This window comes from Methylobacter sp. BBA5.1 (assembly GCF_000746145.1).
Classification (GTDB): Bacteria; Pseudomonadota; Gammaproteobacteria; order Methylococcales; family Methylomonadaceae; genus Methylobacter; species Methylobacter marinus.
In genome coordinates this window covers 114,509-135,486 of the sequence record NZ_JQKS01000007.1, presented here as the reverse complement: position 1 = coordinate 135,486, position 20,978 = coordinate 114,509, and the positions used below count along the sequence as shown (strand labels likewise).

Here is a 20,978-nt window from a genome sequence, read left to right as displayed (position 1 = left end):
AATACCGGAAGTCGAATGCTGGTTTTTACACTGTTATTTTTAGCTGGAGCTCTGCTGGCTCAGCAGTTGCCGGCATTGCCTGCCGGCGAATGGCTGATGGCGGGCGGCCTCATTGCCGGTTTGGTGGCCGGGTTGCGGTTATGGCGGGTGTTGTTTTTTCTATTGGGCGCGTTGTGGGCGATCCTGTTCGCAATGAACAGACTGACGGACAGGCTGCCCGAGTCGCTGGAAGGGATCAATATCCCAGTCAAAGGCGTTGTGGTCGGTTTGCCGGAACAGGACGAAAAGCGTGTACGCTTTGATTTGGTTGTTTCTGAATCCGGTGGAGGCCTGCCTTCGAAAATACGGTTAAGCTGGTATTATCCCAAGCATGAGGTCAGGGCGGGTCAGCAGTGGTCGGTTACCGTCAAATTGAAGCGGCCGCACGGTAATATGAATCCCGGCGGATTCGACTATGAACGCTGGCTGTTCACGGAAGGTATCGGGGCGACAGGCTATGTGCGCAATCATCCGGCGCCTGTCATGCTGTCGGATGATCCGGCCTGGTACAGTATTTCGGCGGGGCGGCAGCGTATAGCCGATCAGTTGTCGCAATTGCTGGGCGATGGCAAGAGCCTTCCGCTTGTAAAAGCAATTACGATTGGTGACGGCAATGAAATCCGTCAGGAACAATGGGAGGTTTTTCGTAAAACCGGCACGCTTCACCTGATGGTGATTTCCGGGGCGCATATCGGATTGGTCGCCGGACTGGTCTATTTTGCCGTACTCAGATTGTGGGCATGGACAGGGCTGTTGACCTGGTCTCCTCAAAAAGTTGCTGCATTATCGGCGTTAGCCGTCGCCATCCTGTATTCGGCATTGGCCGGTTTTTCCATTCCGACGCAACGCTCGGTCATTATGCTGGCTGTTGTCATGGTCGCCATTATTCTGCAGCGTAATACCCGTTCCTTTCATACCTTGGCTACTGCCATGTTCGCGGTGCTGTTACTGGACCCTTTGGCGGTCCTGTCGGCAGGATTCTGGCTTTCTTTTCTGGCGGTGGCGGTGATTGTTTATGCCGTTGCCGGACGCTTTGGCAAGCCCGGCTATCTTGAAGGAACCCTGAAGATCAATTGGGCCACGACCATAGCTTTGTCGCCATTGTTGCTGTTCTTTTTCCAGCAAGTTTCATTGATTGCTCCGCTGGCTAATCTTATTGCGGTGCCTGTTGTCAGTTTTCTGGTTGTGCCGTTATCATTGCTGTCGGTGCTGGTGATGTGGGTCTCGCCGGCCCTGGCCGGGAATCTGTTTGTTCTCGTCGATGTCGTGCTGCAGGGGTTGTGGTGGCTATTGAGTGCGCTGGCGGACACGCCGTTATCCGTGATAAATCATGCGCAGCCTCCGGGCTGGGCATTATGTTTCGCCATACCGGGCATCTTGATCATGCTGGCACCTGTCGGCATGCCGGCTCGCTGGCTGGGGCTGGTGATGTTTTTGCCGCTGGCCTTTACGGAACCGAACCGGCCTGAGCCGGGCGGCTTCAGGATGACCTTGCTGGACGTCGGCCAAGGCTTGTCGGCGGTCGTGCAAACATCCGGTCATGTGCTTGTGTACGACACTGGCGCGAAATTTTCCCAGCAAAGCGATATGGGCCGTAGCGTGGTGCTGCCTTTTTTGCGTAAGCAGGGCATCGACAAGATTGACAGTCTGATCATCAGTCATGGCGACAACGACCATATCGGCGGCGCTGAATCATTGATGAAAGGCATCGAGACCGGGCAGGTGCTTACCAGCGTGCCGCAACAGCTGAGCAGTCATGCGCCGGTCGCTTGCATGGCAGGGCAGTCATGGCGTTGGGATGGCGTGATGTTCACAATGTTGTCGCCAGCCCCGTCGGGTTTTGTTTCGGAAAACGACAATTCCTGTGTGTTAAAAATTCAGTCTGAAAAAGGGGTTGTGTTATTGGTCGGCGATATAGAGGCTTCGGCCGAAACCTGGCTGGTCGAGGCTTATGGCGGGCAACTGAAGGCGGATGTGCTGATTGCGCCTCATCATGGCAGCAAAACTTCATCGACCCGGCCGTTTCTGCAAAACGTTCAGCCTGATTATGTGCTGATTCCGGCCGGCTACCGCAATCAGTTTGGATTTCCTCATCAGTCCGTGTTGCAGCGCTATCAGGCTGTCATTGCGCAATGGCTGAATATTGCCGAGCAAGGCGCGATTTTTGTCGATGCCGAAACCGATTCGCTGGCCGTGCAAACCATGCGGGGGCGCGAAAGCCGATATTGGAACAGTCGCTGATGCAAGATTTTCGTTTTAGTAATAACCAAGTTCTTTACTACGGAATTAAATAGGACTAAAATGGTCCTCAATTAAAGAGGTAGGTATGTTACGGTTGAGCAAATTAACTGATTATGCAACGGTCATTCTGAGTTTTATGGCGAAGGATGAAACGCATGTGCATGCGGCTATGGAAATAGCGGCAGCCACAGGAATAGCTTTGCCTACGGTCAGCAAAATCCTGAAGTCGCTGGTGAAAGCGGGGGTGCTGATATCCACGCGCGGCGCCAAGGGCGGTTATGCATTAGCCCGGGTGCCTGAGAAAATCAGTGTGGCGACGGTTATCAGCGCTTTGGAAGGGCCGATTGCGCTGACCGAATGCAGTATTTCCCATCAGGGCTGTGAACAGGCTTCGGGCTGCGATATTCGCGGTAATTGGAGCTTGATTAACCGGACGATTCATAACGCCCTGGAGTCCGTGACTCTGGCGGATATGATCAGACCTGCCGTCGTGCCGGAAGAGGTTTTTATTCCGGTTGCCAGTTTATATCGTTAAATTAGAGTTGTTTATGTCAACAAGTGCGAAAGAAATCGAGAACCTGATCAGTCGTGAATACAAGCAGGGCTTTGTGACCGAACTGGAAGCCACCACGTTTCCGCCCGGATTGAATGAAGATGTTATTCACAAGCTGTCCAAGGTCAAGAACGAGCCCGAGTTTATGCTCGAATATCGGCTGAAAGCGTTTCGCCACTGGCAGACCATGCAGTCGCCGACCTGGGCGTTCGTCAAGTTTGAGCCGGTTGACTATCAGTCGATCAGCTACTATTCGGCGCCCAAACGCAAGGAAGACGGTCCGAAAAGCCTGGACGAAGTCGATCCGCAAGTGCTGGAAGCCTACAAAAAGCTGGGCATTCCGCTGGACGAACAGGAACGGCTGGCCGGTGTGGCGGTCGATGCGGTGTTTGACAGCGTATCGGTGGCGACGACGTTTAAGGGCAAGTTGAAAGAGGCCGGTATTATTTTTTGTCCGATTTCGGAAGCCTTGCGCGACTATCCGGAACTGGTCCAGCAATATCTGGGCTCGGTCGTGCCGCATACCGACAATTTCTTTGCCGCGCTCAATGCGGCCGTGTTTACCGACGGCTCATTCGTCTACATTCCGAAAGGCGTGCGCTGCCCGATGGAATTGTCGACCTATTTCCGCATCAATGCCGCCAATACCGGGCAGTTTGAAAGAACGCTGATCATTGCCGACGAAGGCAGCCATGTCAGCTATCTGGAAGGCTGTACGGCGCCCATGCGCGACGAAAACCAGCTGCATGCGGCCGTGGTCGAGCTGGTCGCCTTGAAGGACGCGACGATTAAATATTCCACCGTGCAGAACTGGTATCCGGGCGACAAGGAAGGCAAAGGCGGCATCTACAATTTCGTCACCAAGCGGGCCGACTGCCGCGGCGAAAATGCCAAAGTGTCCTGGACGCAGGTGGAGACCGGTTCGGCGATCACCTGGAAATACCCGAGCTGCATTCTGAGCGGCGACAATTCCGTCGGCGAGTTTTACTCGGTGGCGCTGACCAATAATTTCCAGCAGGCCGATACCGGCACCAAGATGATCCATATCGGCAAAAACACCCGCAGCACGATTGTTTCGAAGGGCATTTCGGCAGGCCGCGCGCAGAATACCTATCGCGGCCTGGTCAAGGTGTTGAAAAGCGCCGAGAACGCGCGCAACTACACCCAGTGCGACTCCTTGCTGATCGGCGATAAATGCGGCGCGCATACGTTCCCGTATGTCGAGGTCAAACAGCCTTCGGCGCAGGTCGAGCATGAAGCGACGACGTCCAAGATCAGCGAAGATCAGCTGTTCTTCTGTCAGCAGCGCGGCCTATCGGCGGAAGACGCCGTGTCCATGATAGTGAACGGTTTTTGTAAGGAAGTGTTCAAGGAACTGCCGATGGAGTTTGCGGTTGAGGCGCAAGCTTTGCTGGGGTTGAGTCTGGAAGGCTCGGTTGGCTAGTGGGTAAATACGATAAATTACTCACCAGGATATTGAACGGACGTTCCGATAATAATATCTCGTTTTTGGAACTTACGCAGTTGCTGCAACGGTTACAGTTTGATGTCAGGATACACGGCGATCATCATATATTTACTCGTGACGGTATTGCTGAAATTCTGAATTTACAACCTAGAGGCGCAATGGCGAAAGCCTATCAGGTCAAACAAGTGAGGCAAATTATTGTGAATTATCATTTGGGATTGGAATATGACCAGTAAGTACGAAATGATTATCTACTGGAGTGAGCAAGATCAGTCTTATCTTGTTGAGGTTCCTGAATTGCCGGGCTGTATGGCGGACGGCAATAGTTACCAAGAGGCCGTCCGGAATGCTGAACAAGTGATCAATGAATGGATAGAAACGGCCAGGGAGTTAGGGCGTTCTATTCCGGAACCGAAAGGGCGCTTATTGTATGCGTAATCAGCGCGAATCAATGATTTGCATAGCTTTGGCGTAAACCATTCAAATAATTTTTATAGTTAGGTAAAACAAATATGCTCAGCATAGAAAATCTTCACGTCAACGTAGGCGACAAGCCCATTCTTAAAGGCATCAATCTGCAGATCAATGCCGGCGAGATTCATGCCATCATGGGGCCGAACGGCTCCGGCAAAAGCACGTTATCGCATGTATTGTCAGGCAAGAGCGGCTACACCGTGACGGAAGGCTCCATCACGTATCAGAACAAGAATCTGGTGGACATGGCGCCAGAAATCCGCGCGCGCGAAGGTGTGTTTCTGGCTTTCCAATATCCGGTCGAAATTCCCGGCGTCAGCAATATTTACTTGCTGAAAGCGGCGCTGAACGCCATCCGCAAGCATCACGGCCAGCCGGAAGTCGACGCGATGGATTTTCTGACCCTGGTCAAGGACAAGGTGCGCCTGCTGGAAATGGACGAACGGTTTCTGTACCGCGCCGTCAACGAAGGCTTCTCGGGCGGTGAAAAGAAACGCAACGAGATCCTGCAGATGGCGATACTGGAACCTAAATTGTGCATCCTCGATGAAACCGATTCGGGTCTGGACATCGACGCGCTGAGAATCGTCGCAGACGGCGTCAACTCCTTGCGTTCGCCGGACCGCTCGTTTGTCATGGTGACGCATTATCAGCGCTTGCTGAGTTACATCAAACCGGACTTCGTGCATGTACTGGCGCACGGGCAAATCGTCAAATCCGGCGGTCCCGAGCTGGCATTGGAGCTGGAAGAGAAAGGTTACAGTTGGGTCGACCGCATGGATGCCGGAGATAAAGCAATGCAGGGAGCGGTTGCTGGCGGAGCTGCGTAATGACTACGGCAACAGCAAGCCGTTATACGGCTGAATATCAAAGCATAGCGCCAGCCTTGCCGGGTCAGTCGTTGACCTGGCTGCAACAGTTAAGAAGCGAGGCGTTGGCCAGTTTTTCAGTGCATGGTTTCCCTTCGCTGCGCGAAGAGGACTGGCGCTATACGAACGTGTCCGCGATCGAGAAAAAGCTATTCAAACCGGTTGCCGGTTTAACGGCGGGTACGGTTGACGCGGACTGGCTGAGACAGCATCAGCTGGAAGACGCCTGGTCGATCGTGCTGGTTGACGGGCATTTTTCAGCTGAACTGTCAGTGCTGGACGGTCTGCCGGAATCGGTTTCGGTGATGAGCATGGCCGAGGCGCTGAATGCGCAATCTGCGCTGCTGGAGCGGTATCTGGGTCGTGCCGTGGCGGGCGAAGACAACAGTTTCATCGCCTTCAATACCGCCTGGTTTACCGATGGGCTGTTTGTGCATGTGCCGGCCGGACAGGCATTGGCGAAGCCGGTGCAGTTGCTGCATGTCGTCACGCAGGCCGAGACGCTGGCGGCAACGCGCCATGTCATCATTCTCTATGACTCGGCTGAAGCGCAAGTCATAGAGACCTTTGTCGGTCTGGGTCAGGCTTATCTGTCGGCAGCCGTTACCGAAGTGTTCGTCGGGCCTAACGCGGAGCTGACCTTGTATAAACAGCAAAGCGAGTCCGATAAAGCCTACCATTTCGGCGGCATCTACGTTAAACAGGCGCGTGATGCCCGTTTCAGGCACCATAACTTTGCTTTTGGCAGCTTGTTGGCGCGCAACGATATCCATGCCGATCTCGACCATGCGTCCGAATGTGAGCTGAATGGCTTGTTCGTGGGCGGCAAACGCCAGCACATCGATAACCATACGCGCATCAATCATCTAGAGCCGCGCGGCAGTAGTCGCGAAGTTTATAAAGGCGTGCTCGATGACAGGGCGCGCGGCGTGTTCCAGGGGCGCGTGATTGTAGCGCAGGATGCTCAGAATACCGATTCTGAAATGAATAACCGTAATCTGCTGCTGTCCGATGATGCCGAAATCGACACCAAGCCGCAGCTGGAAATCTATGCCGATGACGTCAAGTGCGGCCATGGCGTGACGGTAGGCCAGCTCGATGAAAAATCGATTTTTTATCTGCAATCGCGCTGCGTCGATGAAGAAACAGCCCGTAACATGCTGACTTTCGCGTTTGCCAACGAGATGGTCGATAAGGTCAAAATCAAAGACCTGCACGATAGATTGCTGGAACAGTTATTGGCGCGCTTCCCTCAGGAAGGCGTTAAGAAAGAATGGCTGTAAGCAGAGACAGCAGCATTCAGTTGATTAAGTTAAATATGTGGCATTGCTGATTAAGCGACGCGTAAATTTTCGAAACATTAATATTATGACCAATTTCCCTGTAGCAAAAATTCGGGCCGATTTTCCTATCCTGGAGCAGAAAATCCGCAACAAGCCCTTGGTTTACCTGGACAATGCCGCTACATGCCAGAAGCCCAATAGGGTGATCGACAGCATCTCGCATCTGTATCGCCACGATTACGCCAATGTGCACCGCGGCGTGCACACCTTGAGCGTGCGTTCCACCGATCAGTTCGAAGCGGCGCGCATCAAGGTCAAGGAATTTATCAATGCGGCCAGCGACAAAGAGATTATTTTTGTCAAAGGCACGACCGAAGCCATCAACCTGGTCGCCCAGACCTTCGGCCGGACCCATATCAAGGCCGGCGACGAAATCATGATCAGCGGCATGGAGCATCACTCCAATATCGTACCCTGGCAAATGCTGTGCCAGCAGACCGGCGCGGTATTAAAAGTCGCACCGATCAATCATAAAGGCGAGTTGATCTACGACGGCTTTGAGAAACTGCTGAACGAAAAAACCAAGCTGGTTTCCATCGTGCACATGTCCAATGCCCTGGGCACGGTCAATCCGGTCAAAAGGATCATTGCCGCGGCGCACGGCAGGGGCATTCCGGTATTACTGGACGGCGCGCAGGCCATTCCGCACATGCCGGTGGACGTGCAGGAACTCGATTGCGACTTTTACGCTTTCTCGGGTCATAAACTGTACGGCCCGTCCGGCATCGGTGTTCTGTACGGCAAACAGGCGCTGCTGGAAGCCATGCCGCCATACCAGGGCGGCGGCGACATGATACGCAAAGTTACCTTTGAAGAAACCGAATACAATGTGTTGCCGTACAAGTTCGAAGCCGGCACGCCCAGCATTGCCGATGTGATCGGTCTCGGCGCCGCCATCGACTATCTGAATGAAATCGGCATGGATGCCATTGCCGCTTACGAGGCCGAGCTGTTGGATTATGCCACTGAACAGGCCAGGCAGATCAAGGGGCTGCGCATTATCGGCGAGGCCGAACACAAAGGCGCGATCCTGTCTTTTGTGCTCGATAAAATCCACCCGCACGATATCGGCACCATGCTGGACAGTCTGGGCATCGCGGTCAGGGCCGGGCACCATTGTGCCATGCCGGTGATGGATTTCTTCGAGGTTCCGGCCACGGCAAGAGCCTCATTTGCCATGTACAATACCAAAGAAGAAATCGATGTCTTGATGCAGGGGATAAAATCCCTGATCGAGGTATTTGGCTGAAGCTTGTTCGCGCCCTCGTTAGTTCAGAAGCGCTTTATTCCGATTGATATACCGAATTTAACTGAGAACACCTATGTTTGATGATTTACGCGACCTCTATCAAGAGGTTATTTTTGACCACAACAGAAACCCGCGCAATTTCCGTGTCATTGAAAATGCGGACCGGCAGGTGGAAGGCTTTAATCCGCTGTGCGGCGATCGCCTGACCTTGTTCCTGAAAATGGACGGCGATGTGATCGCGGATGCCAGTTTCCAGGGCTCGGGATGCGCCATCTCCACGGCTTCGGTATCGCTGATGACCGAAATCATCAAGGGCAAAACCGAGCAGGAAGCCGAGGAGTTGTTCAAGCAGTTCCATGAGATGACCACCGGCAAGGGCGAGCAGGCCAGTCTGGCCGCGGTCGGCAAGCTGGCCGTGCTGGCCGGCGTGCGCGAATATCCGGCGCGCGTGAAGTGCGCGACGCTGGCCTGGCACACGCTCGATGCGGCGCTGAAGAACGAGCAAAAATCGATTTCCACGGAATAAGCCAGGATGTGAAGCGTCTGACCTGGCCACATGACAACCCTCGGGTGCGACCGGTCGGCTGACCGTTGCGTTCCAGGGTCGAATTAATTCGACCCTACAGCTTTGGGATGTATCGAGGATACGCCTTCCGGCCAAGTGCTCTCTACCAGTTCTTTGCAAGGCATGAATATAATCAACCAGCTCTATGTCGGTCAGCTTGCCGTTCTTTATGAAGGCCATGGCGATCCGCTGCCGTTTCAGCAACTGGCCGCGCGGCTGGGCGTGCCGCTTTATCAGGGGCTTCCGAAAGAGATTCCCGAAGCCTTCCTGCTGACCTGGCGCGACGGCATACTGAAACTGCTCGACAGGGAATTGTTCAAAAAAGGCGGCTTGTTCGTCGAGATTGAACCGCGCAACGGCGAACAGCGCTCGTGGCCGGCGCCGAAACAGGACGCCCTGGCGCACGCGCTCGGGCGCAAGACCCGAACCGTTGTCGATGCCACGACCGGGTGGGCTCAGGACAGCCTGCATATTTTCCGCATGGGCTATGAGCTGTTGTGCATAGAGCGCTCGCCGGTCATGGCCGAATTGCTGGCTGACGGTTTCAGGCGATTGGCCGGACTGGACTGGATGCAGCGCCTGAACCTGGAGCCGCCGCGTTTGTTGACCGGCAACGCCATTGAAATCCTGACGGCTCTGGAAACGCCGCCCGACTGTATTTATCTGGACCCGATGTTTCCGCCCAAGCGCAAAAAATCGGCGCTAGCGAAAAAATCGATGGTGGTGCTGCGCGATCTGCTGGGCGACGATCAGGACAAGGAACAGCTTTTTGAGGCGGCCATGAAGGTGGCTGGAAAACGTGTCGTGGTGAAAAGTCCGGATTATGCCGAGCCTTTGGGCGGCAAGCCGAGCGAGAGCTTTCAGGGCAAGTTGCTCCGGTTCGATGTGTATTTAAAATAGGGCATCTCAATAGGACCGATTGAATACGTATCAACAAGCCAAAAAACACGAAGGACACGAATTTTTATATTCTTCTTCGTGAACTTTGTGTTCTTCGTGGTTAATTAATCAATCTGCTTAATAGCCTTTATAAACAATTAAGGTGAAAAATGTCCGACTGGATAGATGTAATCGATCAAAACGCACTGGCTGATGGCGAGCATATCGTCGTCGATGTCGACGGAACGGATGTGGCCGTCTTCAAAATCGAAGGCCGGTTTTATGCCATTGAAGATGTCTGCACGCATGACGGCGCGGAAATCGCCAGCGGCGAGCTGGACGGCTGCGAAATTGTCTGTCCGCGACACGGCGCGCGCTTTTGCGTAAAGACCGGCGCGGTAAAGGCGCCGCCCGCTTATGAAGATATCGACACTTTTCCGGTGCGCATCGAGAACGGCAGAGTGCAGGTCAGGGATAACCGCTGGGATTGATGCTGCCGATCACAATGAATTCATTCGCCTGAAGCTGCATAACGTCAGCCGCTAAGTTCTGCATGAACAGAACCGCGTTATAGTTTATAATTCCGCCTTTTATTTGAATTTTCACTGGCCGGAGCTTGTCGATAGCTTCCGGTTTCGAACGCCTTGGTTAAAAACATTCCATGCAAGAAATAAATCCGATTAAGCATAAAATAGCCGACCTGAAAAGCCGTGGTGAAGCCCTTAGGGGGTATCTTTGACTTCGAAACCAAAAGCGAGCGCCTGGTCGAAGTCTTAAGGGAACTGGAAAACCCGAAAATCTGGGATAACCCGGACCTGGCGCAAGCCATGGGCAAGGAGCGCGGCCAGCTGGAAGCGGTCGTCAATACGATCAACGAATTGGAACACGGCCTGGCCGACGCGGAAGAACTGCTGGCCATGGCTGTCGAAGAAAATGATGAGGAAACCGTCGATACGGTCGCGGACGATCTGGAGCAGTTGGAAAAAAAAGTCGCCGCCCTTGAATTCCGGCGCATGTTCTCCGGCGAAATGGACGCCAATAACGCGTTTCTGGATATTCAGGCCGGCTCCGGCGGCACCGAGGCGCAGGATTGGGCTTCGATGATCGAACGCATGTTCTTGCGCTGGGGCGAGCGCAAGGGCTTCAAGACCGAGCTGATCGAAGAGTCGGCAGGCGATGTCGCCGGCATCAAGAGCGCCACGATCAAATTCGAAGGCGACTATGCGTTCGGCTGGCTGCGCACTGAAACGGGCGTGCACCGGCTGGTCCGGAAATCGCCGTTTGATTCGGGCAATCGCCGCCATACCTCGTTCGCATCGGTGTTCGTTTCGCCCGAGATCGATGACGATATCGACATCGACATCAATCCGGCGGACCTGCGCGTCGATGTTTACCGGGCCAGCGGCGCCGGCGGCCAGCACGTCAACCGTACCGAGTCGGCCGTGCGTATCACGCACAACCCCACCGGCATCGTCGTGCAGTGCCAGAGCGACCGCTCGCAGCATAAAAACCGTGATACGGCCATGAAACAGTTGAAAGCCAAACTGTATGAACTGGAAATGCGCAAGCGCAGCGAAACCCAGCAGGCGCTGGAAGATACCAAATCGGATATCGGCTGGGGCAGCCAGATTCGCTCTTACGTGCTCGACCAGTCGCGTATCAAGGACCTGCGCACCGGCGTCGAGACCGGCAATCCGCAAGCGGTCCTGGACGGCGATCTGGATCAGTTTATCGAAGCCAGCCTGAAAAGCGGACTGTAAGTCATCAAAAATTTATAGCAAACAGAAAATACACCGGCTGGGCGCGAAGTCTGCGCTCATCCTATAACGATAAGAGTCAAAATAAACATGTCAGAAATTGAACGGGACGAACAGGAACAAATCAGACAACGCCGCAGCAAACTGAATGAACTGCGTGAAAACGGCGTCGCATTCCCCACCGACTTCCGCCGCAACGTGGTTGCCGGCGAAGTGCTGGCGGAATACGGCGAAAAATCAAAGGAAGAACTCGAAGCGGAACCTGTTCGCATCAAGATCGCCGGCCGCATAATGACGCGCCGTATCATGGGCAAGGCCAGCTTCTGCCATATTCAGGACATGTCCGGCAGGATACAGCTGTACGTGACCCGCGATGCGCTGCCGGAAGGGTTTTACAACGAGCAGTTCAAAAAGTGGGACATCGGCGACATCGTCGGCGCGGAAGGCGTGCTATTCAAAACCCAGACCAATGAGCTCAGCGTCAAGGTCGATGATATCCGTCTGCTGACCAAGGCTCTGCGCCCGCTGCCGGAAAAATTCCATGGCCTTACGGATCAGGAAGTCAAATACCGTCAGCGCTATCTGGACCTGATCATGAGCGAAGAATCGCGCCAGACCTTCCTGATGCGTTCCAAAATCGTCGCCTACATTCGCCAGTTTCTGATCGAGCGACAGTTCCTGGAAGTGGAAACGCCGATGATGCAGGCCATCCCGGGCGGCGCCACGGCGCGGCCTTTCATGACTCATCACAATGCGCTGGACATGGGCCTGTATCTGCGTATCGCACCGGAACTGTATCTGAAGCGTCTGGTGGTCGGCGGCTTCGAGCGCGTGTTTGAAATCAACCGCAACTTCCGTAATGAAGGCCTGTCGACGCGCCACAATCCCGAGTTCACCATGCTGGAGTTCTATCAGGCCTATGCCGAATACCACGATCTGATGGATTTGACCGAGGAGATGCTGCGCGGTCTGGCCGAAAACGTGCTAGGCAAGACGGTCATCACCTATCAAGGCGAGCAGTACGATTTCGGCAAGCCGTTCGACCGCATGACCGTGTTCGACTCGATTCTGCATTTCAATCCCGACTTGACGCCGGCCGATATCGATAACCGCGAGGCGGCCGTTAAGGTCGCGGAAAAGTTGAAAATCCCGGTCAAGGACGGTTACGGGTTGGGCAAGATACAGATCGAGATCTTCGAGAAAACCGTCGAGCATCGCCTGATGAATCCGACGTTCATCACCGCTTACCCGGTCGAGGTGTCGCCCTTGGCGCGCCGCAATGACCACGACCCGCATGTTACGGACCGCTTCGAGTTCTTCGTCGGCGGCCGCGAGATCGCCAACGGCTTTACCGAGCTCAATGACGCAGAGGATCAGGCGGCGCGCTTCCAGAAACAGGTCGAGGAAAAAGAGGCCGGTGACGACGAGGCCATGCATTTCGACGCCGATTATATCATCGCGCTGGAACACGGCATGCCGCCGACCGCGGGCGAGGGCATCGGAATCGACCGTCTGGTCATGCTGTTCACGGACGCGCCGTCCATCCGCGATGTCCTGCTGTTCCCGCACATGAGACCGAAAGCCTGATGACACCATCAGGGCTCTACAGCCTGCTGATATTGGCCGCCGTCTTCGCGGCCAATCTGCCGTGGGTTAGCGACCGGTTCCTGCTGGTCTTCAAACGGGACAAGAGCGCCTGGTTGCGCTGGCTGGAATGGCTGGTGATGTATGCGCTGACAGGCGCCCTGTCCGTCGCGCTGGAGTATAAGCTGACCGGAACCCGGCATGATCAGGGCTGGGAGTTTTACGTCACGACGCTGTGCCTGTTTTTAGTCTTTGCTTTGCCGGGCTTCATTTATCATTACGATCTCAGGCGACTTTTGTCGAGAAAGATGCAGGATTAGCCCGTAGGGCATGCATTGCATACCTTTTTCAAAATTTGCCGACTCATCGCAGCTTTGAAAAGGTACGCACTGCGTATCCTACAGTCTAAAAGCCGGGCCGCGTACATTACAGCTCCGCTTTCCGCATCGTGACAAACTCTTCCGCGGCGGTGGGGTGAATGCCGATAGTCGAGTCAAAAACTGCTTTTGTCGCTCCGGCCCGAATCGCCACGGCCATGCCCTGGATGATTTCTCCGGCATCGGTCCCGACCATATGGACGCCAAGTACCCTGTCGGTACTGCGCCTGACGATCATTTTCATCAGTGTTTTCTCATCAAGACCGGACAGCGTGTGTTTCATCGGCGTGAATACGGATTGGTAAATATCGATATCCGGATAACGGTTTTTCGCCTCGGCTTCAGTTAATCCCACCATGCCGACAGGCGGCTGACTGAAGACGGCGGTTGGAATGTTGTCATAATCCACCGGCGCGGGTTTGTCGGTATACAGTCCGTATACCAGGGCCATCGCTTCAGCCGTGGCTACCGGAGTCAGGTTAAAGCGATGAGTCACGTCGCCCAACGCATAAATCGAAGGGATATTGGTCTGGTAATGCTCATCGACTTTTATCGCGCCCACGTCATCCTGTTCCACGCCAACGGCTTCCAGTCCAAAACCGGAAATATTCGGTGTCCTCCCGGTTGCATACAAAATCAGGCCGGATTCGAGCCGATGTCCCTGATCAGTATGTGCGGCAAAGCCATTTCCGGTTTTCTCGATTGCGTCAATCTGGGTATTGAAACGGATGGCGATACCTTTTTTGCACATTTCCCGCGCAGCGAATGTTCTGACATCCTCATCGAATCCCTTCAATAATTTATCACCGCGGTGACAAATAGTCGTTTCAACGCCCAAACCGTGCATGATGCCGGCAAATTCAGCGGCGATATAGCCGCCGCCGACAATCAGAATCCGCTTCGGAAGTCGATCGAGTGCGAACATTTCGTCCGAAGTCACGGCATGCTCCTTGCCGGGAATGTCGGGTATGAACGGACAGCCGCCGGTGGCGATCAGGATGCGCTCGCAACGGAACTGCCGCTCGCCCGCGCGCACGGTATGGGCATCGAGCAAATGCGCCCGATCTTCCAGCAACATGACGCCGGAATCATTGAGCAAATCTTGGTAAATGCCTCGTAACCGTTCTATCTCATGGTTTTTTTGCGCCAACAGGCGAGGCCAATCGAATTGCGGCTGGTTGATAAACCAGCCGAATCCTTTTGCAGCCAGAAAGTCTTCCCGAAAATGCGATGCGTAAACAAACAGCTTTTTGGGTACACAACCGAGGTTAACGCAGGTTCCTCCGAGATGACGGTTTTCGGCAAGGGCCACACGTACGCCGAGACCGGCGGCCGTGCGTGCGGCGCGAACGCCCCCCGAGCCCCCTCCAATTACGAACAGATCAATATCATAATGATTCATTTGCCTTCTCTTGAGTCTGAAGAAGCGATAGACCCGACGTTGATTCAGGCCCGGGGCCGCTGTTGCCGTTGTTTCAAATAGTCAAGCATGGTATCGGCGCCGCTGATGCCGAACGGGTCATCCGGACAGTTATCGGTTTGACCCGGTTCGCTGAACAGTTTGACGATTTTTTTGTCATCGACCAGCATCGAATAACGCCAGGAGCGGCAGCCGAAGCCCAGGTTTTCTTTTTTGACCAGCATGCCCATGCTCCGGGTAAAATCCGCATTACCGTCAGGCAGCATTTTTACATGCCTGATGCCCAGATGCCGGCTCCACTGATACATGGTGAAGGCGTCATTGACGCTTAAACAGTACACTTCATTCACGCCCTGATCGATCAGTTCCTGGTATTTGGCGTCGTAGCCGGGAAGATGCGTGCTGGAGCAGGTCGGTGTAAACGCGCCCGGCAATGCGAACAGTACGATTTTTTTACCCGCGAAAATGTCATCCGTGCTGACGTCCTGCCAGCGGAAGGGGTTGTCGCCGCCGATACTTTCATCGCGGACGCGGGTTTTGAAAATTACATTGGGTACGGTTAAAGCCATGACTTGCCTCCGATTTTCGAATCGAATTTATTCACTCGTCATTCATAAGCGATGGGTCTATCGGTAAACACAGATGTGCTTTTATTAGTGACTATAAATACACTAGCGGCCAGTCAAGTCTGTACGATACCGAGCAGACCAGCGTGGGAAAATCCGCTATAGGTGTTAATTTTAATGCTTAGGATTTGGCCGTAAATAAGTTCCCTGTTTAAACATGGGATGCGCCGACGACAGGCGGCGCATCATTCACGATAATTTCAGGAAGTCGTTTTTAGCCAAATCCTTAGCGTTAAAAACGCCTTTGCGTCCTGCATCTTCCGGTGATTAAGGAGATTTATTCATGAAACGATTACTTTATATCCTGGGGCTTTCCTGTTATCTGATCAGTGTGCAGGCGTTTGCACAAGAGTTCATGCCCGAACCCCAGACGCAAAACGATGTGACTTTCGTCAGCGGCGGCGTTGGCGAAACCGAGCGTAATGCCATGGAGGCCATGAAAAGCGATTACAATCTGGACCTGTTGTTCGCCGTTAAAGGAACAGGCAAATTTGTCGCCGATGTCAATGTGCGCATTGCCGATGCACAAGGCAACACGCTTGTAGAAACCGTTGCCGACGGACCGTTTCTATTCGCCAGACTCAAGCCCGGTCGTTATGCAGTGCTGGCCGAAAAAGACGGCCATGTCGTGCGCCAGAATGCCAGGATAAGCGGCGGAAAGAGAGCCTCATTGGCGTTCTACTGGTCCGAGGAGTAGGGGATGAGTCTCAGGGCGACCGGCCTGAGACTATAGGATATATCGGCCCCATGCTCTATTCAGCTGAGCCTGAGAGCCGCCATGAATACGCGATTTTTGCGTTTTAAAAGTGGTCCTTCAGGCTCCGGATTTTTGCAAACACCTGTACCGGCGCTGCCCCATGCATGTTGATGGTCTTTTGCAATGCCGGGCTGTTTTCCCTGAAAAACGGATTGGTCGCCAGCTCCTGCTCTATTGTCGACGGCACGGTCGGCAGATGTTGGGCACGCAATCGATTCACTTCGTCCATGCGTTGCGCTAACTGCCGGTTATCAGGTTCGACGCTTAACGCGAAGCGGGCATTGGCTTGCGTGTACTCATGCGCGCAATAGATGCGTGTAGCCGCGGGCAAGGCTTTCAATTTCTGCAATGAAAGCCACATTTGCTCGGCCGTGTCTTCAAACAGGCGCCCGCATCCCATCACGAATAAGGTATCGCCGCAAAACAGCGCGCTATTATCAGCGAAGTAATAGACGATATGCCCCCGGGTATGGCCGGGCGTAAAAAGCACCTCGGCGGCGTGGCGGCCGAGCGAAATCCGGTCGCCTTCATTGACACCGATGTCCATGCCGGGAATACGATTCTGATCTGAAAGCCCGGCAATAATCGTACAGCCGGTTTTTTTCTTCAATTCCAGGTTGGCCCCGACATGATCGCCATGATGATGGGTATTGAGAATGTATTTCAGGCGCCAGCCTTTTTCCTCCAGAACATCCAGAACCGGCCGGGCAAGGGCCGGGTCCACGGCCGCCGTGTCACCCGATTCGGGGTCGTGGACAAGGTAAATATAATTATCGTTCAGGGCGGGGAGTTGAATGATCTCCAGCATTGGCTTATGCTCCAGTCTGTTTTTTTCGAATAGATCAAAATAAGGCTGTAGTGGCGATTTTACAAGCGCCTTTTCATGCCGTTTCGCTATCGGAAATTTGTAGGTGCGAATTCATTCGCACTTTATGAGTATTCTACAAATTTATTCGTATGAATATTCTCCGTGATCTTCGTGGTGAATAAGGTTTTCATTAATTCTTTCACAGTCTCTATTGTCGACTGCACGTTCCCCGGCAACAGCCAATATTAAATTTCAGCGGCATAAAATTTGATTTGCAGGGTTTTAATTGGCAATAAACGATGATTGATAGATAAACTATGCGGTATTGGTTATTTAATTGTTTGGAGGATATGAATCGATGTGGGATAAGGTCATGAATGTAAATCAGGCATTCATTTGCGAACAGCCCGTGGTTAATGTATTTCCCGGGTGCAGGATAGGAAATGGTTATGTCTGAGTTGAAATATTATATGGTGTGGGACGCAGGCACCCGTTGGTTTCACTGGATTAATGTGCTTTGTGTCACGGCGTTGGCGGTTGTCGGGGTTGTGATTCTCAATGCCGGCGATCTGGGAGTCGACAAGGCCGGCAAAATAACCCTTAAGACGGTTCACGTCTGGATCGGCTACGTTTTCGTATTCAACCTGCTTTGGCGCTTCCTGTGGGCTTTTCTCGGCAACCGTTATGCCCGGTGGTCCGCGATCCTTCCGGGCGGCAGGGGCTATTTCCGGGCGTTGCGCCGCTATGCCGCGGCTTTCTTCTCCGCTCAGCCCGAACAATACGTGGGTCACAATCCGCTAGGCCGGATGTCGGTAGCGTTAATGCTGCTGCTCATGACCGCGCAAGCGATCACCGGCCTGGTGCTGGCCGGCACTGATCTGTTTTATCCGCCCTTTGGCCAATGGGTCGCGCAATGGGTGGCGGCCCCCGGCACCGCTCCGGAAACACTGGCGCCCTATGCGCCGGAAATGTACGATGCGGCCGCCTATGAAGCCATGCGCGCTTACCGCAAACCTGTGGCAGTGGTGCATCTTTACAGTTTTTATACGCTGATCGCGGTCATTGTTCTGCACGTGGCGGCGGTAATCATCACTGAGCTGAGGGAAGGGGGCGGCATTATTTCCGCGATGTTCTCCGGACGCAAGGTTATCAATGGTCATCCCATGGATGATGAGTCCGGCAGCCGGGATTGAAGTTCCGGCCTTTCGTGCGCCTCATGCCCTTGTGTTCCGGAGGGATGAGGCTTAGGAACGCGCATAAAATAACTTCCACAAGTGCGCGGATGAATTTCCGTTGTAGGTGCGGATTTATTTATACCCTATGGGTACTTGTGCCCTATAGGGTATCCCCACAGTGCGAATACCCTGAAGGGCACAAGTGCATTCGCACCTACATTCCCTAATTTATTCCATGCCCATTACTTAGTGAACCACTCTTTTAAGAAAGACGGTCAGGACGATGACCGCATCCTCAATGCCTTTGAGCGAATGCGGCTCTCCCGGCATGAGATAGAGCAACTGGCCCTCTTGTAATTCTTGCGTCTTGCCCATGGCGGTCAACTCGATTTTTCCCTGCACGCAATGAACGACGATGGCCCCTGGAACGTGGTGATTGGGAAATTCCTTGTTTTGGGGCACGACAAGGCGCGCCAGTTCCATTTCATCTGTTTTTATGATGACCTTGGTCTTTTCGTTGGGCAGATCATTGGCCCAACTGGCAAGGTCGACAATTTCCCCCGGAACCGCGTGATGTGTTGCCATAGCCGTTACCTTCGTCTTGAAAATATAAAATTGGACAGGGCGCGGAAAAATTTGTTCTATTTGATCCCATGAGCGATCGATTGAATCGAGCTTGACCTGCACAAGGATGCCTAACGGCCGCGCGGCTTGATGATGCGCCAGCCGCGCCGCACCCCGCTGCCGAGCAGGAACAGCAGGGCGATGCCGTAACAGCGCCATGAAGGTTTCATCGCCCTGAAAGCGCATGATAAATAGGATGATGCCACGGGCATCCTGCAGTTTCACGGTAACCTGACAGAATGGGGTCAACGTGAGGACGCCTCCTGGCAGCCACGTGACGGTGTGCTCGGAGGCGAGTATTTGAAAGGCAGATGTTCGGCTTTCCAGAATCTGGCGCGCACATAGGCTTCAAGATCGGTTCCTTTAAGTTCCTGGCGACTGGATGAGCCATCTTCCAGCGCTTTGGCAAGGACACGCGTGGCGACAACGATGCTGACTTTCCGCAGATCGGCAATGGGGGGATAAATCTGGCCGGCGGCAAGGTAGTGCTCCGCCGTGTAATCGGCCAGCGCATAGGCCGATTCCAGCACCATGGCGTCGCTGATGCGTGAGCATTCCCCCAATACCGCGGCAAAACCCAGGCCGGGAAAGATAAACGCGTTATTGCCCTGGCCGACAGGATAACGGTGACCGTTATAGTCGACGTCGCCGAACGGGCTGCCTGTCGCGACGATCGCCTGGCCTTGGGTCCAGGCAAGGATGTCTTCGGGAATCGCTTCGCAGTTGGCGGTCGGGTTCGACAGCGGAAAGATCACCGGCTGCCGGGTGCTTTTGGCCATGGCTTTGATGATGGGCTCGTTAAACAGCCCGGCGATGCCCGAAAGCCCGATCAGTACCGTGGGCTGAGCGTGGCTGACGACTTCCATGAGATCGGGTATTTCGCCACGGATCTCCCAGTTTTCATACACGTCTTTGAATTGCGCGACCGGTAGTTTATAGGCATCGGTCGTGATTTCCTCGACCACCAGTCCGCGCCCGTCCATGACGAACATCTGCCGGCGCGCCTGCTCGCGGCTCAGGCCGTCGCGCACCATGCCTTCCTGAATCGCGCGGGCGACGCCGACGCCGCCCGCGCCGGCCCCGACCACAACCACCTTTTGGTCGGCCAGCGACTCGCCTTTTTTACGGCAGGCCGACAACAGTCCCGCGAGCGCCACGGCCCCGGTACCCTGGATGTCGTCGTTGAAGCAGGGGACCTGATCCCGATATTTCTCCAGCACGTCAAACGCGACATTTTTGGCGAAGTCTTCCCATTGAATAATGGCTTTCGGCCATTTTTTCCTCACGGCGCTGACGAATTTATCCACCAGCTCAAAGTAAGCCTGACCCCGCAGGCGTTTTTCGTGAATGCCCAGATAATGCGGATCTTCGAGTAATTCCGTCCGGTCCGTGCCTACATCGAGATTCACCGGCAGAGTGTGGAAAGGATTGAGCCCGCCGCCGACGGTGTAAAGCGACAGCTTTCCTATGCAGATGATCAATCCGCCCATGCCCTGGTCGCCAATGCCGAGGATGGCGGAAGCGTCAGTAACGACAATCATGCGGATATCATGCAAAGGGTAATCGTCGAGGATGGTTTCCACGCGGTCGATATTGTTGGCGGACAAGGTCAGGCCGCGCGCCGTTGAATAGAGCTTGCTGAATTTCTGAACCGCCAGGCCGATCGTCGGGGTATAGACAATCGGCGTCATTTCTTCCAGGTGGCGCTCGAGCAGTGCGTAAAAAAGCACTTCGGAACGCTCTTGCACGGCGCGAAGAAACTGATATTTTGAAATGTCGTCGGGCTGCCTGCGGTAATTGGTATACAGCCGGTCCACCTGAAGTTCCAGGTTGGTTACTTGCGGCGGCAACAGACCTTCAAGACCGAGGGCGATACGTTCTTGTTCGGTAAAAGCGGTACCCTTGTTGGTTGCGGACAGCCGCAACAAGACAATGCCCCGGACGGAAACCTCCATATAAGGGTTGCCGTTTTCATCCATTTTGTAATCGAAGTAATCACTGAGTTGCGACATGGTTATTCCTTCTATTTGAGCTTATGAATTGCAATATTCAGATTCAACTGATACCGCTCCTGGAATAAAACAGAATTGACGGTTAGATACAGCGTATCGGGTTTTTATCTAATCCGGTAAAAAATTAGCCCTCACGCCCGAAGATAACATGAAAACCA

At 53.9% G+C, this 20,978-nt stretch carries 21 protein-coding genes; 16 read left to right on the top strand and 5 right to left on the bottom strand.

Annotation, left to right across the window (positions count from 1 at the left end; genetic code table 11):
• The first annotated feature begins 15 nt into the window (after positions 1-15).
• From EK22_RS06585 to EK22_RS06520, 14 genes are all read left to right on the top strand, one after another.
• Entirely contained in the window at positions 16-2,280 is a 2,265-nt protein-coding gene (locus EK22_RS06585; RefSeq protein WP_036249157.1) for a DNA internalization-related competence protein ComEC/Rec2, read from the top strand.
• Positions 2,281-2,365: 85 nt separating this feature from the next.
• Complete coding sequence (locus tag EK22_RS06580) at positions 2,366-2,815, top strand: SUF system Fe-S cluster assembly regulator (protein WP_020160782.1); 450 nt, start codon at positions 2,366-2,368, stop codon at positions 2,813-2,815.
• A gap of 13 nt (positions 2,816-2,828) precedes the next feature.
• Positions 2,829-4,277: a Fe-S cluster assembly protein SufB gene (gene sufB, locus EK22_RS06575; protein WP_020160783.1), complete on the top strand. Its 1,449-nt coding sequence runs from the start codon at positions 2,829-2,831 to the stop codon at positions 4,275-4,277.
• The gene (locus tag EK22_RS06570) at positions 4,277-4,537 is read left to right on the top strand and encodes a hypothetical protein (protein ID WP_020160784.1); all 261 of its coding nucleotides are present in this window, start codon (positions 4,277-4,279) and stop codon (positions 4,535-4,537) included. The genes sufB and EK22_RS06570 overlap by 1 nt, the downstream gene beginning before the upstream one ends.
• Positions 4,527-4,739 (top strand): type II toxin-antitoxin system HicB family antitoxin, encoded by a 213-nt coding sequence (locus EK22_RS06565; protein WP_020160785.1) that lies wholly within the window; start codon positions 4,527-4,529, stop codon positions 4,737-4,739. Before EK22_RS06570 ends, EK22_RS06565 begins: the two co-directional genes overlap by 11 nt.
• A 74-nt stretch (positions 4,740-4,813) precedes the next feature.
• On the top strand, positions 4,814-5,605 hold the full coding sequence (gene sufC, locus EK22_RS06560) for a Fe-S cluster assembly ATPase SufC (RefSeq protein ID WP_036249154.1): 792 nt from the start codon (positions 4,814-4,816) through the stop codon (positions 5,603-5,605).
• Positions 5,605-6,927, top strand: a complete 1,323-nt coding sequence (gene sufD, locus EK22_RS06555) for a Fe-S cluster assembly protein SufD (protein WP_036249151.1) — start codon at positions 5,605-5,607, stop codon at positions 6,925-6,927. Before sufC ends, sufD begins: the two co-directional genes overlap by 1 nt.
• Positions 6,928-7,012: 85 nt before the next feature.
• Positions 7,013-8,236: a cysteine desulfurase gene (locus tag EK22_RS06550; protein ID WP_036249148.1), complete on the top strand. Its 1,224-nt coding sequence runs from the start codon at positions 7,013-7,015 to the stop codon at positions 8,234-8,236.
• 73 nt (positions 8,237-8,309) lie between these two features.
• Entirely contained in the window at positions 8,310-8,762 is a 453-nt protein-coding gene (sufU, locus tag EK22_RS06545) for a Fe-S cluster assembly sulfur transfer protein SufU (protein WP_036249146.1), read from the top strand.
• A 162-nt stretch (positions 8,763-8,924) separates the two neighbouring features.
• Positions 8,925-9,701, top strand: coding sequence for a class I SAM-dependent methyltransferase (locus EK22_RS06540; RefSeq protein WP_036249144.1), 777 nt, complete (start codon positions 8,925-8,927; stop codon positions 9,699-9,701).
• A 149-nt stretch (positions 9,702-9,850) separates the two neighbouring features.
• Positions 9,851-10,171: a non-heme iron oxygenase ferredoxin subunit gene (locus EK22_RS06535; RefSeq protein WP_036249141.1), complete on the top strand. Its 321-nt coding sequence runs from the start codon at positions 9,851-9,853 to the stop codon at positions 10,169-10,171.
• Between the two features lie 170 nt (positions 10,172-10,341).
• A protein-coding gene (gene prfB, locus EK22_RS06530; protein WP_152565014.1) for a peptide chain release factor 2 occupies positions 10,342-11,440 on the top strand; the annotation gives its coding sequence in 2 pieces (ribosomal slippage) (positions 10,342-10,416 and positions 10,418-11,440; 1,098 coding nt in all).
• Positions 11,441-11,527: 87 nt separating this feature from the next.
• Entirely contained in the window at positions 11,528-13,024 is a 1,497-nt protein-coding gene (gene lysS / locus EK22_RS06525) for a lysine--tRNA ligase (RefSeq protein ID WP_020160794.1), read from the top strand.
• Positions 13,024-13,341, top strand: a complete 318-nt coding sequence (locus EK22_RS06520; RefSeq protein ID WP_020160795.1) for a DUF2818 family protein — start codon at positions 13,024-13,026, stop codon at positions 13,339-13,341. The genes lysS and EK22_RS06520 overlap by 1 nt, the downstream gene beginning before the upstream one ends.
• 106 nt (positions 13,342-13,447) lie before the next feature.
• Here EK22_RS06520 and gorA read toward each other — a convergent pair whose 3' ends face one another.
• The gene (gorA, locus tag EK22_RS06515; RefSeq protein WP_036249139.1) at positions 13,448-14,800 is read right to left on the bottom strand and encodes a glutathione-disulfide reductase; all 1,353 of its coding nucleotides are present in this window, start codon (positions 14,798-14,800) and stop codon (positions 13,448-13,450) included.
• A gap of 44 nt (positions 14,801-14,844) precedes the next feature.
• The gene (locus EK22_RS06510; protein WP_020160797.1) at positions 14,845-15,387 is read right to left on the bottom strand and encodes a peroxiredoxin; all 543 of its coding nucleotides are present in this window, start codon (positions 15,385-15,387) and stop codon (positions 14,845-14,847) included.
• A 340-nt stretch (positions 15,388-15,727) separates the two neighbouring features.
• On the opposite strand from EK22_RS06510, the gene EK22_RS06505 reads away from it, so the two are divergent.
• Positions 15,728-16,141, top strand: a complete 414-nt coding sequence (locus tag EK22_RS06505; RefSeq protein WP_020160798.1) for a carboxypeptidase-like regulatory domain-containing protein — start codon at positions 15,728-15,730, stop codon at positions 16,139-16,141.
• Positions 16,142-16,244: 103 nt separating this feature from the next.
• Here the strand turns inward: EK22_RS06505 and gloB are convergent, their stop codons facing one another.
• Entirely contained in the window at positions 16,245-17,009 is a 765-nt protein-coding gene (gene gloB, locus EK22_RS06500; protein WP_036249137.1) for a hydroxyacylglutathione hydrolase, read from the bottom strand.
• Positions 17,010-17,458: 449 nt separating this feature from the next.
• On the opposite strand from gloB, the gene EK22_RS06495 reads away from it, so the two are divergent.
• Positions 17,459-18,202, top strand: a complete 744-nt coding sequence (locus EK22_RS06495; protein WP_152565013.1) for a cytochrome b/b6 domain-containing protein — start codon at positions 17,459-17,461, stop codon at positions 18,200-18,202.
• Positions 18,203-18,430: 228 nt separating this feature from the next.
• On the opposite strand, the gene EK22_RS25210 is transcribed toward EK22_RS06495, so the two are convergent.
• On the bottom strand, positions 18,431-19,033 hold the full coding sequence (locus EK22_RS25210; RefSeq protein WP_020160801.1) for a cupin domain-containing protein: 603 nt from the start codon (positions 19,031-19,033) through the stop codon (positions 18,431-18,433).
• 20 nt (positions 19,034-19,053) lie between these two features.
• Positions 19,054-20,820, bottom strand: a complete 1,767-nt coding sequence (locus EK22_RS06485; RefSeq protein WP_036249133.1) for an NAD-dependent malic enzyme — start codon at positions 20,818-20,820, stop codon at positions 19,054-19,056.
• Positions 20,821-20,978 lie beyond the last annotated feature (158 nt).

Excerpts from the sequence above, each read along its gene's own strand:
- EK22_RS06585 (WP_036249157.1), top strand. The coding sequence starts at position 16 with ATGCTGGTTTTTACACTGTTATTTTTAGCTGGAGCTCTGCTGGCTCAG.
- EK22_RS06580 (WP_020160782.1), top strand. The coding sequence starts at position 2,366 with ATGTTACGGTTGAGCAAATTAACTGATTATGCAACGGTCATTCTGAGT.
- sufB (WP_020160783.1), top strand. The coding sequence starts at position 2,829 with ATGTCAACAAGTGCGAAAGAAATCGAGAACCTGATCAGTCGTGAATAC.
- EK22_RS06565 (WP_020160785.1), top strand. The coding sequence starts at position 4,527 with ATGACCAGTAAGTACGAAATGATTATCTACTGGAGTGAGCAAGATCAG.
- sufC (WP_036249154.1), top strand. The coding sequence starts at position 4,814 with ATGCTCAGCATAGAAAATCTTCACGTCAACGTAGGCGACAAGCCCATT.
- sufD (WP_036249151.1), top strand. The coding sequence starts at position 5,605 with ATGACTACGGCAACAGCAAGCCGTTATACGGCTGAATATCAAAGCATA.
- EK22_RS06550 (WP_036249148.1), top strand. The coding sequence starts at position 7,013 with ATGACCAATTTCCCTGTAGCAAAAATTCGGGCCGATTTTCCTATCCTG.
- sufU (WP_036249146.1), top strand. The coding sequence starts at position 8,310 with ATGTTTGATGATTTACGCGACCTCTATCAAGAGGTTATTTTTGACCAC.
- EK22_RS06540 (WP_036249144.1), top strand. The coding sequence starts at position 8,925 with ATGAATATAATCAACCAGCTCTATGTCGGTCAGCTTGCCGTTCTTTAT.
- EK22_RS06535 (WP_036249141.1), top strand. The coding sequence starts at position 9,851 with ATGTCCGACTGGATAGATGTAATCGATCAAAACGCACTGGCTGATGGC.
- lysS (WP_020160794.1), top strand. The coding sequence starts at position 11,528 with ATGTCAGAAATTGAACGGGACGAACAGGAACAAATCAGACAACGCCGC.
- EK22_RS06520 (WP_020160795.1), top strand. The coding sequence starts at position 13,024 with ATGACACCATCAGGGCTCTACAGCCTGCTGATATTGGCCGCCGTCTTC.
- gorA (WP_036249139.1), bottom strand. The coding sequence starts at position 14,800 with ATGAATCATTATGATATTGATCTGTTCGTAATTGGAGGGGGCTCGGGG.
- EK22_RS06510 (WP_020160797.1), bottom strand. The coding sequence starts at position 15,387 with ATGGCTTTAACCGTACCCAATGTAATTTTCAAAACCCGCGTCCGCGAT.
- EK22_RS06505 (WP_020160798.1), top strand. The coding sequence starts at position 15,728 with ATGAAACGATTACTTTATATCCTGGGGCTTTCCTGTTATCTGATCAGT.
- gloB (WP_036249137.1), bottom strand. The coding sequence starts at position 17,009 with ATGCTGGAGATCATTCAACTCCCCGCCCTGAACGATAATTATATTTAC.
- EK22_RS06495 (WP_152565013.1), top strand. The coding sequence starts at position 17,459 with ATGTCTGAGTTGAAATATTATATGGTGTGGGACGCAGGCACCCGTTGG.
- EK22_RS06485 (WP_036249133.1), bottom strand. The coding sequence starts at position 20,820 with ATGTCGCAACTCAGTGATTACTTCGATTACAAAATGGATGAAAACGGC.